A 12795-nucleotide genomic window follows, 5' to 3' on the forward strand; every position below is an offset into this window, starting at 1 on the left:
GTCAGCTAGTGCCGCGCGTCGTAGCGCAGCACTCCCTGCGTTCCCGCAGTGAAGAGCGTGCTGCCGGCCGGCCGATAACGATTGACGTACGCGCTCCCGAGCGTCACCGGACTCCACGTCGCACCACCATTCGTCGTGGCAAACATCCCGGTGAAGAAGCCGCCGACCCACCCCACGTTGGCATCGAGGAATCCGATCCCCTGCAATCCGCCCGCGGGGAATCCTGTCTTACTTGTCCCCGTCGGTTGTCCGGTCGCGACGATCTCCACTGCCCAGGTCTCACCGCCATCTACCGACTTGAGCACGCGATAGGTGTCGTCGTCTGATTCGACCGCGACATAGATCACGTTGGCCGAAACAATGAAGATCTTCCACGCCCATCCAATTCCGGCAGCGTTGGTGAACACCGTGCGCCACGTCGCACCGCCATCGGTCGTCTTGAGCACCGTCGCGGGTCCGGTCGCCCTCCCGACTCCAATGCCGGCTCCGCCGATGAATCCGATCGACTCGTTGACGAAGGCGATATCGACCAGTCCCCCCATCAGCGCGCTGAGATTGGTGTACTGCCACGTCGCTCCGCCATCGGGGGACATGAAATAATCCGTCGCGCCGATGTAGCGACCCACGATGTGCACATGGTTGCCGACATGCGTCATCCCGCAGAAACCGACCGGCGTCCTGGGGAGTGTGGAGGTGACGTCGGTCCACGTCGTTCCCGCGTCGGTCGTCCTGAACAACTTCCCCAGCAATGTTCCCGCGAAGCCGCGAGTGCTGTCGATGAAGTCGACGCTACGCAACAGGCCGAGGCCGCTCGCCTGCTGCGTCCATGTGGCGCCACCGTCGGCCGTAGCGATGATGTCGCCCTGATCCGATACGACCCAGCCATGGAGCGAGTCGGGAAACGCCAGCCCCTCGTATTTCGACGTGATCGGCCGGCTGAGCACCAGTGTCCACGGCCCGAGTGCCGAGACTGTGTCGGCACCAGGGGGAGATGGCGGCAGGACCGGGAGGCGAACGGTGATCGTCACCGATCCGCTCTTCCCGTCGATCATCGCGGTCAACGTCGCCATTCCCGGCGCCTGGGCGGTCACCAGCCCGCTGTTGTCGACGGTCGCGACGGCCGGCTGCGAAGAGCTCCAGACGACGGTGTGGCCCGTGAGCGGATTGCCGACTGCGTCGCGCGGTGTCGCGGTCAACTTCAGCGTCTGCTGCGGTACCACGATGACGGCGGTCGTCGTGAGCGCGATGTCGGCGACGGCACTTGATCCGGGCCCGGTCGAATCGCGTCCCTCGCATGTGGCCTGCGTCAACACGGCGGCGACGAGGATCAGGTCTCTCGCGCGACGACCGGTGCTGGTGGCACCAAGCCTGAAACGGGCGGATCGCATCACGGCCCCCGCGGCGTATGGGAGGTGGATCGGGTGGAAGAATCTACGCCTGATTCCGGAACCGGGGTTTCGCTATTCTTCTGGATGCTCCGTCCATACCAGTTGTTGATGGCGTCACTCGTCATCGCGGTCCCCGCCGGCGCCCAGTCGGCCGACACCGTTCGCGTCGCGTATTCGGCGGCGCGCTGCTCCAGGTGCGCCAAGTGGAACCAGCCGCACGCGCCGTTTCGCATCTTCGCGAACACCTGGTACGTCGGCACCGACGGTCTGTCGTCGATCCTGATCACCTCGCCCAGGGGACACATCCTGATCGACGGGGCTCTCGCGATGTCGGCGCCGTTGATCGTCGCCAACATCCAGGCCCTCGGCTTCCGGATCGAGGATGTGAAGCTCCTCCTCAATTCGCACGACCACAGCGATCACGCCGGTGGTCTCGCCGAACTGGCGCGATTGTCCGGCGCACGCGTGGCGGCGAGCGCCCGGAGCGCGCCGACCCTCGAACGCGGTCAGTCCGATCCGAGCGACCCGCAATACGGTGTGGTCCTTCCGTACCCACCGGTGCATGTCGACCAGATCGTCCACGACGGGCAGAAACTTCACGTGGGCCCGCTGACCATCACGGCGCATCTCACGCCGGGACACACGCCCGGGGGAACGAGCTGGAGCTGGCGGTCGTGCGATACGACGAGCGGGCCGGTCGGTCAACTGCGCGGCCAGCCGCCGCTTCGCTCTGGACAAGGCCACTGTGTCGACATCGTGTATGTCGACAGCCAGTCACCGGCGTCCGACGACGATTTCCTCTACACCCGAAGCACGGCTTACCCCAACGCCATCCAGGATTTCGAGCACGGGCTGGCGCTGCTCGACCATCTGCCGTGCGATATCCTCCTCACGCCGCATCCCGAGGCGTCGGATTTCTGGCACCGGATCGCCCTCCGCGACAGCGGCGATACCTCAGCCTTGATCGACCGATCCGCGATGGCGAAGTTTGTCGCGAATGCGCGGAACGATGTCGCTCAGCGCGTCTTGCGCGAAGAGAAGGGAAGGGTTGCTCCGTGATGGCCACCGCATCGCCTGATCCCGGCTCTCCAGCGGCACGGCGCTCCGCCGAAGCGGCGTTGCGCACCGTGATCGCCAAACACGCGCCGGCACATGCGCCGCTCATCGCCACCCTGCGCCGCGCGATCCGCAAACGCCTCCCGACAGCACACGAACTGATCTACGAGTACACCTCATGGCTGGCGATCTCGTATTCGCCGAATGATCACGGCTATGATGGCGTCCTGGCGATCCGCGCCGATGCCAAGGGCGTCGCGCTCTACCTGAGTCGTGGCAAGGAGCTGCCGGATCCCGAAAAGCTCTTGCGAGGGTCGGGGAAGCTGGTCCGCTTTGTGCCAATCGATAGCGCTGCCACCCTGCGGCGTCCCGCCGTCACGCGCTTGGTCGACGAAGCAATTGCCCGGAATCCGATCCCGTTCCCGCGCACCGGCACCGGATCGATCGTGATGCAGTCGGCATCAACCAAGCCCCGGCGCCGCAGCAAGTCCTGACCACGACAGCGGGAGGATCAGTTCATCATGGAGATGGCATACCGGGATCAGTGGAAAGGGGAGATCGCCGAGATGCGGCGCGTCCTCTCCGGCTTCGCGATGAAGGAAGAGTGCAAGTGGGGAAAGCCCACCTACACCATCGACCGCAAGAACATCGTCATCATGCAGGGGTTCAAGGAGTATTTCGCCCTCGGCTTCTTCCAGGGCGCGCTGCTCAAGGACCCGAAGCATCTGCTGGTGCAACTCGGCCAGGTGCAGGCCGCGCGGGTGATGAAGTTCACCAGCGCGCGCGAGATCACGGCGAAGGCGGCGACGATCAAGGCGTACGTGCGTGAAGCGATCGCCGTCGAGAAGGCGGGACTCAAGGTCGAACGGAAGAAGACCTCCGACTTCCCGGTACCCGACGAACTCACGGCGCGATTCCGGAAGGACGCGCGCTTCAAGCGTGCCTTCAACGCGCTGACACCGGGGCGGCAGCGCAGCTACCTCTACCACTTCGCCGGCGCGAAGCAGTCGGCGACGCGCACCTCACGCATCGAGAAGGCGATGCCGGCGATCTTCGCGGGGAGGGGATTTCTTGAGCGGCCGTAACGCGAGCACCATCGGCTTCCCGATCGCCTTCACCGCGGCGTCGGTCGCCAAGGGGATGGTGACGTCACTCGCCGGTGACGGCCGCCCGATCGGCACCGCCATCGCCGACGCACTCGTCTGGGGAATCCCGCTCGCGCTCCTCGTCTGGCCGGCGCACGCGCTGGTCAATCGCTGGATGTCGCGCTTGTTCGGTCGATTCGAGATCGCGCAGCAGTTCTTCTACTCGGCGGTCATCGGCGTGATCGCGTTCTGTGCGCCGCTGGTTGCGGGGACGCTGATCCCGATCCAGACCTCCGGTGTGACGGTGGTCGGCGTCGGTGCGACCTACTGGGTTGCGGCGGCGATCTTCACCGTCGTGCCGTTTCTGGTGTGGGGGCGGCGGCGGATCGTCGCGCAGGACTGACTGGTCGGCCCCTGATCGCAGGACTCTTCGCCAGTCGTTGATCCGCAGTTGATCGTCACGGCGATCTTTCCCTCTGCCTTGACATCTGTATATACAGAACCATATTCATGCTCCAGTACTCATGGGACCCGGCCAAGAGCGCCGCGAACCTTCGACTCCGCGGATTCGACTTCGAATTCGCGGCCCGGATTTTCGAGGAGTTCACCGTACAGCGCGAGGACAGCCGCCGGGACTACGGCGAGCGACGGATTCTCGCGGTCGGATCGGTCGAGGGAATTGAGCTGACCGTGTGTTTCACCGATCGGTATCGGACGGGCGGAGTTCTGACCCGCCGGATCATCTCAGCAAGACGGAGCAATCATCATGAGCGCCAAGCACACCGCGAAGCGGTCGAAGATCGATAAGTCGCCGCGCGGACGCGCTGATCTCGCGCGGCTTCGTGCCATGAGCGAAGAGGAGATTGCGCGTAATGCGCCGCCGGAGCTGGCCGATCTTCCCAACGACTTCTGGGACAACGGCACGCTGGTGATGCCGATGATGAAAGAGGCGATTTCACTGCGAGTCGACGCCGATATACTCGAATGGTTCCGAAGCCTTGGCCCCAGATATCAGACTCGGATGAACGCAGTGCTGCGCGCCTATATGTCCCACGCCCGCGGCCGAGCGCCGCGGGCACGAGCGGTCGCGGAGGCGGGGAGGCGCACGGGCAAGGGCAATTCCCGCTAGGGCAATTCCCCGAAACCTCCCGCCGCGCTACCTCGTCAGGTCTCCGTCACGCTCGACGATTCACCGACCATTGCAGTCCGACCGATCCGGCTCAACGCCCATTTCCCGGAGCTGCACCGATGCGTCGTTTGCACCTCGTCGCCACGCTCGCGCTCGCCACGGCACTTCCGCTCGCGGCCCAGACTCCGCAGACCGCTCCCCGCGCGATCCCGCTCCCCGACACGATGGGTGCCAACTTCGACGTCAACGACACCCTCACCGCGCGAAGCGATCCCGGCGACTACGACTTCATGGTCGGCACCTGGTCGTTCACTTTCCAGGGGCGCGCCCAGAACGGTGCGTTCAGCCAGCCGTTCACTGGCCACTGGGTCTTCACCAGGAAGCAGACTGGCGGGAAGGGCGTCTTCATCGAGGACCATTTCCGTCCCGATGATCCGAACTCGACGTGGGATGCCGGCACCTGGACCTACCGCGTCTTCAATCCGCAGCGGCACCTCTGGCAGATGGAAGGGGTCACCACGTCGAGCGGCGCGTGGCAGCCGGGGCTGATGTGGAGCGCCGGCGCCGACCGTCTCCTCACCGAGTGGTATGGCACGATGCTGGTGCGATTCAGGTACTTCGCGATCGAGCCGACGAAGTTCCTCTGGCGCGCCGACGCGACCTTCGACCGCGGCAAGACGTGGATCCGCGATTACTGGACGATGGAGGTACACCGGATTTCGCAGTGATGAGCGACCGCGCCACCGTCTCCACCTTCCGCACCGGAGCTCCGTGAATGTCGCCATCACCTGAGAAGTGGTTCGAGCGCTCCTTTGATTTCGCACTCCCCAGCAGCCGCTTTCCCAGTCTTGTGGAACGACTGCGCGGCACGCCCGCGCGACTCGAAGAACGCACGCGAGCGTTGCCCGCCGACGTTCTTACCCGGGTCCATCCGGGCCACTGGTCGGCGCAGGAGAACGTCGGGCATCTCGTCGACCTGGAGCCGCTGTGGTTTCGCCGGGCGCAGCAGCTGTTCGCCGCGGAACCGGAACTGGCGCCCACCGATCTCGCGAACCGGCGCACCCACGAGGCGAACCACAACGCGCGTCCACTGGAAGATCTCCTCGCCGAGTTCCGGGGACTGCGTCACCAGTTCGTGCAGCTCCTGGCGACCGCGGACGCTTCCGCCCTCACCCGTACGGCGCTGCATCCTCGCCTGCGGACGCCGATGCGCCTGATCGATCTGGCCGTCTTCGTGGCCGATCACGACGACCACCATCTCGCGGCGATCACGCAACTCGTCGAGCCCCCGGCGTGAGCGAAAGCGGCGCATCGAATCCGTTGCTGGTGCTCTGACGAATCCCGGCTAGCTTTGGCGCCTTACGGTGAGGGGGGACGGGTTGGCGCTGGAACTGATCGAACGGGCGTTGGCCGACAAATACACCATAGAGCGTGAACTCGGCCGCGGTGGGATGGCCACGGTGTACCTGGCCCACGACCGCAAGCATGACCGCACCGTGGCGCTCAAGGTTCTCCACTCCGAACTCTCCTCGGCGCTCGGCCCCGACCGCTTCCTCCGCGAAATCAAGGTCGCCGCCCGCCTCAACCATCCCCACATCCTGCCGCTGCACGATTCTGGCGAAGCCGATGGCTTCCTCTACTACGTCATGCCGTATGTCGAGGGCGAATCGCTCCGGGCGACGCTCAACCGGCGCAGCAAGCTGCCGCTCGACGAGGCGCTGCACATCGCGCGCGCGATTGCCGGCGCGCTCGACTATGCCCATCGGCAAAGGGTCGTGCATCGCGACATCAAGCCCGAAAACATCATGCTGCACGAGGGCGAAGCGACCGTGATGGACTTCGGCATCGCCAAGGCGGTCAGCGTCTCGGCCGGCGACACACTCACCCAGACCGGGATGATGGTCGGGACGCCGGCGTACGTCTCCCCCGAGCAGGCGGTCGGCGAGTCGGAGATCGATGGACGAAGCGATCAGTATTCGCTGGCGTGCATGCTCTACGAGATGCTCTCAGGCGCCAGGGCATTCACCGGTGCCACGGCGCAGGCGGTGCTGAGCAAGCGTTTCACCGATCCGGTTCCGTCCCTGCACAAGATCGATGCAACGGTGCCGGACGAGATCGACATGGCGGTGTCCAAGGCGCTGTCGAAGGATCCGCGCGAGCGCTTCGACACGTCGGCCGAGTTCGCCAAGGCGCTGATCTGGCCGAAGGTGGCGACACCGGCCGAACAGCCGACGGTGAAGCACGCCACCGCACCCAAGTCGATCGCGGTCCTGCCGTTCGCCGACATGAGCGCCGAGCGGGAGAACGGCTACTTCACCGACGGCATGGCGGAAGAGATCATCAACGCGCTGACGACGATCAAGGCGTTGCGGGTCGCGTCGCGCACCTCGTCGTTCGCCTTCAAGGCGACCACCGAGGACATCCGCCAGGTCGGCAAGAAGCTCGATGTCGCCACGGTGCTGGAAGGGAGCGTTCGCAAGGCCGGGAACAAGCTCCGCATCACGGCGCAGCTGGTCAACGTCGCCGACGGGTATCAGCTCTGGTCGCAGCGCTACGATCGCGACCTCGAGGATGTCTTCGCCATCCAGGACGAGATCGCGCAGAGCATCGTCAAGGCGCTGCGAGTGATCCTGAGCGACGACGAAAAGCGGGCGATCGAGCGAGTGCCCACGGCGAACGTCGAAGCGTACGACTGCTACCTGCGCGGGCGGCAGTATTTCCATCAGTTCCAGAAGCAGAGTCTCGAATTTGCGCGGCAGATGTTCGCCAAGGCGATCGAGATCGATCCGACCTACGCGCTGGCGTACGCGGGGCTCGCCGACTCGTGCTCGGTGCTGTACACCAACTTCGACGCGTCCGAGGCCAACCTCTCCAACGCCGAGACGGCGAGTCGCCGGGCGCTGGAACTCGATCCGGGGCTGGCCGAGGCGCACGTGGCGCGCGGGATGGCGGTGTCGCTGCGCGGCCGGCACGCCGATGCCGAAGGAGAGTTCGAGACGGCGATGAAGCTGAATCCGCAGCTCTTCGACGCCGCGTACATGTATGCCCGGGCGCTCACGGCGCAGGGGAAGCACGACAAGGCGCTGAAGATGTTCGAGCGGGCGTCGGAGCTGCGTCCCGAAGATTATGTCGTCGCAGGATTGATGGGCCAGACGTTCGCGAATCTGGGACGCACGGCGGAAGCCCAGCTCGCGTATCGTCGCCAGTCGATCACTGCGGCCAAGCGGCTGGAGCTCAACCCGGATGATCCGCGGGCGCTCTACATGGGCGCGATCGCGCTGTCGCATCTTGGCGAGCTCAATGGGGCGAAGGACTGGGCGAGGCAGGCGCTGGCGATCAACCCGAGCGACGCGACGGTGCTCTACAATATCGCGTGCATGTTTGCCACCAGCGGCGAAGCTGACGAGGCGATCACCTTGCTGGAACGTGCCGTGGCGGCCGGGTTCGGGCACTGGAACTGGATCGAGAATGACGCCGATCTCGAATCGCTGCGGGGCAATCCGCGGTTCCTGGCACTGAAGGACAAGTTGAAGGGATAGATCCTGATCCTCCGACGCTTTGTCGCCCTGCCGGCACTTCTGATCGCGAGCATGATCGCGCCGACCGTCGGGCGCGCCCAGGGCGCTCTACCCGCGACCCCCTTTTCGACATACCCAGCGCGTTTCGCGCACGCGTACGCCCAACTTGGAAACGGTCTGCTCATCATTCGCTCCCGCTGGGCGCCCGCGGGGTCGACCGACGCCGCATTCAATCAAGAGCCAAACTTCTTCTACTTCACCGGTGACGAGCGATCGCTTGCAGCGGTTCTCGTCCTCGACGGTGCGACACACCACGCAGAGTTGTTCCTTCCGGCTGATCTTCCACCAGACCTGCGCTTCTTTGCGCCAAAGCAGACAGCACCGACGGCGTTGTCGCCGAATGCCGTTCACGTCGACCACGTCTCCGAATGGAGCGACTTCCGGTCGTACATCGACAACCGTCTGTCGACCGACCCGCATCGGACGATCTTCGTCGACGACGGTGGCTCGGCGAACGACTTCGCGGGCGATCTGGGTACTCCGCTCGATTCGCTGGCGACCCTTGATAATCCGTGGCGCGCGTGGCGGCGCGCGATCCAGCAGAGGTGGCCGAACGCTGTCGTGCGCAGCGGTGGCACAATCCTCAGCGCTATCCGTGCGGTAAAGGATTCAGGCGAGATCGCGACACTGCGCCGCGTGGCTGCGACGAGCGCCGCGGCGCTCCTCGCGGCGTTACCTCGATTCTCGCCCGGGCGGCGTCAACGCGAAGTGGAAGCGGCCGTTGTGGAAGCGTGCGTCCGAAACGCCGGCGGTGTGTCGTTCTGGCCGTGGGCGATGTCCGGCCCCAATTCCGCGTTTCCCACCCCCTTCACGTCGTTCATCGACCCCGGGCACCTCGACCGTGTGATGCACGCCGGTGAGGTCGCGCGACTCGACATCGGCTGTCAGGTCGATCACTACCAGGGAGATGTCGGCCGGACGGTGCCGGTGTCTGGTGCCTTCACCGCCGGCCAGGCGGAAGTCATCGATCTCCTCGTCACGGCGTACCGGGCCGGGCTCGCCGCGCTGCGCCCCGGGGCGACCGCCGACGCCGTCATCCGCGCCAGCGTCGCCGCAGTCGCCCGTCGTCGGCCCGCGTTGCGCACGTCGCTTGGCCGAGACGCCGCGGCGGTGATCACTCGTCCCGACGGCATTCCGTTCTGGCAATTGCACGGCATCGGTCTCGATGCTGCCGAAGCATTGCCGGATACGCTGCGGGCGGGGATGACGGTGGATTACGAGCCGATCTTCGTGGTCGGCGGACAAGGGTTCTACATGGAGGACATGATCCTTGTCACGCCGACCGGGTTCGAGATTCTTACGACGGGACTGCCAGACTCGGCCACCGAGATAGAACGCGCGATGCGGCCGCACGGATCACGCTAAATCGCTGCGAGGCAATCCCCGATTCCTGGCGCTGAAGGAGAAGTTGAAGGGCTACAGCTTACTCCGCTCGCAACGCTCGCATCGGTTCCACCCGCGACGCCCGCACGGCAGGGATCAACCCCGCGCCCAGGGCGACCAGTGACAACGTGATCGCTGCGGTGGCGAGGACGGCCGGATCGTAGCCGTTCATCCGGTACAACTGCGACTGCGCAAGGCGCCCGAGTCCAACCGCTGCCGCGATGCCGACTCCCCCACCCACCACGATCATCACGCCGACTTGGCGCAGAATCATCACGCGCACGCGCCCCGGTGCCGCGCCGAGTGCCATGCGGACACCGATCTCGCGGGTGCGTTGCGTGACCGTCTGTGCCAGCACACCATAGAGTCCAATTGCCGCGATCAGCGTGGCCAGGATGGCGAACGCGGCGGAGAAGTCGCCGATGAATCGATCGAGATAGACGTTCTGTTCGATCTGCTCCGGCATCGTTCGCATCTCCTGCACCGGCAGCCCGGGATCCAGTCGCGCCAGGACCCGCGGAATCATTGGAATCAGGCGATCGGGGTCCTGCGAGGTGCGCACATAAAAGGACGCGGCGCCGAGTCCGGGATCCTGTGCGTAGGGGAAGAACACCTGTGGCGGCACATCGTCACGTACCTCGCTGTACTTCGCATTCCGGACCAGTCCGACGATTTCGACATCGCGCGGCGTACCATTCCCCACATTCATCCGGCGCCCAATGGGATTTACGCCTGGCGTGAACTTCCTGGCGAATGCCTCGTTGACGATGGCAACCTTGGGCGCGCTCGGCCCATCGGAGCGCGTGAACTCGCGTCCCGCGATGAGCGGTACGCCGAGGGTGCCGAAATATCCGGCGCCGACGCGATTGTAGTGCGAGGTGTTGTCGACATCCGGGCCGTTCACGAAGCCATCGACGTCAAAGCCGCGCGCCCGGTTCCTGCCGGCGAGCAGCGGGACGATCGATGCCGTGGCACCCGTGACGCCCGGAATCTGCCGAAGCGAGTCCTCCAGGCGCTGCATGAACTGCAGCGTGCGTTCGGGCGTGTAGCCGTTCAGCTCCGGCGAAATGCCGAAGGTGACCAGGTGATCGATCCTGAGGCCCAGGTCGACATGATTGATTCTGGCAAGACTCTTCGTGAAGAGCCCGGCCGCACCAAGCAGCGCCATCGACAGCGCGAGCTGCGACGTCGCGAGTGAGGTACGCCAGCGTGCTGCACCGCGACCGCCGGCCGGTTGACCGGTGACACCGCGCAGTGTCGATACCAGGTCGGGTCGCGTGGCATGGAGCGCCGGGAAGAGGCCGAAGGCGAATGCGGTAACCAGCGCCAGCATCGCGGTGATGGCGAGGATCGTGGTGTCCAGATGAATGTTGAATGTCGACGCGGTGGCAGGCGGAAGGAGCCGCGCCATCGCACCAAGCGTCGTGCGCGCCACCAGGAGCGACAGTGCCCCGCCCATGAGACCAAGGAGGCAGGCCTCGGTGAGGAGTTGCGCCACGAGCTGACGGCGGCTGCCGCCGATCGAGAGCCGTACCGCCATCTCGCCCGCCCGCGCGGCCCCCCGGTTCAGCAGCAGGTTGGCGATGTTGGCGCAGGCGATCAGCAGCACGAGTGCCGTGATCGCGAGCAGCAGCAGGAGCGGCGTCTCCGCCTGGCGCGAGAGATTGCTCTGCCCGCGCGCTCCCGGGTCGAGCCTGATCTGCTTCTGGAGGAACGCGGCCGCCGTCTTCGGTGAGAGATTCTGCTGCAGCGGTGCTTCCACGTCGTGAAGTATGGCGCGGTACGGCACGTTGATGCCGGCGGTCGCCTGGTCGACTGAAACGCCCGGCTTGAGCCTCCCGAACAGGTAGACCCACGCTTCGAGCCGTTCAGTGAGGTCAGTCGACCCGGGGCTGAGCAGCTCGCGCAGCGTGATCGGAACGAACACGCGCGGCTTGGCACCGAGCGTCGTGCCGGTGAATCCACGCGGTGCCACTCCCACCACGGTGATCGACTGGCCATTGACGATCAGCGACTGATTGAGGATCGCCGGATCGCCGCCGAACTCGGTCTGCCAGAAGTCATGGCTCAGTACGGCAACGCGCGCGTCGCCGGGACGTTGATCGTCGGTGGTGTCGAGCAATCGTCCGAGTGCGGGGTGCAGCCCGAGCACCGCGAAGTAGTTCCCCGACACGAGCACGCCATCGCCGGTCAGGGCGTGGCCGCGCGCCGAGAAGTTGGCGTCGAAGAGGACGTGCGCCGCGATGCCGGTGAAGCCGGTCTGGGCGCGCTGGAGGTCGCGAAACAGCGGGTAATCGAAGACCTGATTGCAGTCACCGGCCTGTCCGCAGGACTGATACCCGGTGGTGACGCCAACGCGGGCGAAATTGACGAGGCCGCCGGGGTCCCGGACCGGAACCGGACGCAACAGGAACTGGTCGAACACCGAGAAGATGGCGGCGTTGGCGCCGATGCCAAGGGCGATGGTGAGCACGACGATCGAGGTGAACGCCGGACTCTTGCGCAGCGTGCGAAAGGCGTAGCGGAAGTTCGTCGCAACGATCTCGAGCCACGGGAGGCCGCGCTGATCGCGCATCGCTTCGGCGGCGCGGGTCAGCCCTCCGGATGCGATGATCGCCTGCCGTCGCGCTTCTGCCGGCGACATGCCGCGTCGAATGTTCTCGTCGGTTTCCATCTCGATGTGCGCCTGCAGTTCGTCGTGAATGGCACGGTCGTCGTGATCTCCGAAGAATCCGATGATGCGCGCGAGGATGGCGCGAAGGTGTCTCATGACTGCCCCGGCTCAAGCGAGAGAAAGGCGGAGATCAGGTCGGCGGTACGCTGCCATTCGCGCTCTTCGCGGGCAAGCAGCTTCCGGCCCGCGGCGGTGAGCGCGTAGAACTTGGCGCGGCGGTTGTTCTCGGATGGCCGCCACTCGCCCTTGATGGCGCCCTCCTGCTCGAGCTTGAGGAGCGCGGGATAGAGGGTGCCGTAGTTGAGGGCGAGGCGGTTCTTGCTGGTTTCCTCGATGCGCCGCGCGACGCCGTAGCCATGCAACGGGCCGAGGACGGCGAGGGTGCGGAGAATCATGAGGGCGAGCGTGCCCTGCATCACATCGGATTTGGACATGGCAACCGTCCTATGGGTTACCAATACGACGCCGGAGGGGGTGAAACGGTTGCAGGAGGAGGGCGCGA

General features: G+C 65.4%; 12 protein-coding genes. 9 read left to right on the forward strand and 3 right to left on the reverse strand.

What is annotated here, in order from left to right; genetic code table 11:
• Positions 1-5: 5 nt before the first annotated feature.
• Positions 6-1388, reverse strand: coding sequence for a YCF48-related protein (locus tag VGM20_02295; GenBank protein HEY4099687.1), 1383 nt, complete (start codon positions 1386-1388; stop codon positions 6-8).
• Between the two features lie 84 nt (positions 1389-1472).
• Between VGM20_02295 and bla the strand changes: the two genes are divergently transcribed.
• The 9 genes from bla to VGM20_02340 all read left to right on the forward strand — a co-directional run bounded on the left by bla (position 1473) and on the right by VGM20_02340 (position 9601).
• Positions 1473-2447, forward strand: a complete 975-nt coding sequence (bla, locus tag VGM20_02300) for a subclass B3 metallo-beta-lactamase (protein HEY4099688.1) — start codon at positions 1473-1475, stop codon at positions 2445-2447.
• On the forward strand, positions 2447-2938 hold the full coding sequence (locus tag VGM20_02305) for a hypothetical protein (protein HEY4099689.1): 492 nt from the start codon (positions 2447-2449) through the stop codon (positions 2936-2938). Before bla ends, VGM20_02305 begins: the two co-directional genes overlap by 1 nt.
• A gap of 27 nt (positions 2939-2965) precedes the next feature.
• Entirely contained in the window at positions 2966-3529 is a 564-nt protein-coding gene (locus VGM20_02310; protein ID HEY4099690.1) for a YdeI/OmpD-associated family protein, read from the forward strand.
• On the forward strand, positions 3516-3932 hold the full coding sequence (locus tag VGM20_02315; protein ID HEY4099691.1) for a hypothetical protein: 417 nt from the start codon (positions 3516-3518) through the stop codon (positions 3930-3932). The genes VGM20_02310 and VGM20_02315 overlap by 14 nt, the downstream gene beginning before the upstream one ends.
• 363 nt (positions 3933-4295) lie before the next feature.
• Positions 4296-4658, forward strand: a complete 363-nt coding sequence (locus VGM20_02320; protein HEY4099692.1) for a BrnA antitoxin family protein — start codon at positions 4296-4298, stop codon at positions 4656-4658.
• A gap of 119 nt (positions 4659-4777) precedes the next feature.
• Positions 4778-5386: a hypothetical protein gene (locus tag VGM20_02325; GenBank protein ID HEY4099693.1), complete on the forward strand. Its 609-nt coding sequence runs from the start codon at positions 4778-4780 to the stop codon at positions 5384-5386.
• A gap of 47 nt (positions 5387-5433) precedes the next feature.
• Positions 5434-5955 (forward strand): DinB family protein, encoded by a 522-nt coding sequence (locus VGM20_02330; GenBank protein ID HEY4099694.1) that lies wholly within the window; start codon positions 5434-5436, stop codon positions 5953-5955.
• Positions 5956-6037: 82 nt separating this feature from the next.
• Positions 6038-8197 (forward strand): protein kinase, encoded by a 2160-nt coding sequence (locus tag VGM20_02335; GenBank protein ID HEY4099695.1) that lies wholly within the window; start codon positions 6038-6040, stop codon positions 8195-8197.
• A gap of 51 nt (positions 8198-8248) precedes the next feature.
• A complete protein-coding gene (locus VGM20_02340) occupies positions 8249-9601 on the forward strand; it encodes an aminopeptidase P N-terminal domain-containing protein (protein ID HEY4099696.1) in 1353 nt (450 codons plus the stop codon).
• A 58-nt stretch (positions 9602-9659) separates the two neighbouring features.
• Here VGM20_02340 and VGM20_02345 read toward each other — a convergent pair whose 3' ends face one another.
• Both VGM20_02345 and VGM20_02350 read right to left on the reverse strand, forming a co-directional pair.
• Positions 9660-12389: an ABC transporter permease gene (locus VGM20_02345; GenBank protein ID HEY4099697.1), complete on the reverse strand. Its 2730-nt coding sequence runs from the start codon at positions 12387-12389 to the stop codon at positions 9660-9662.
• Positions 12386-12727: a PadR family transcriptional regulator gene (locus VGM20_02350; protein ID HEY4099698.1), complete on the reverse strand. Its 342-nt coding sequence runs from the start codon at positions 12725-12727 to the stop codon at positions 12386-12388. The genes VGM20_02345 and VGM20_02350 overlap by 4 nt, the downstream gene beginning before the upstream one ends.
• Positions 12728-12795: the final 68 nt, after the last annotated feature.

Source organism: Gemmatimonadales bacterium (assembly GCA_036500345.1).
Taxonomy (GTDB): Bacteria; Gemmatimonadota; Gemmatimonadetes; order Gemmatimonadales; family GWC2-71-9; genus Palsa-1233.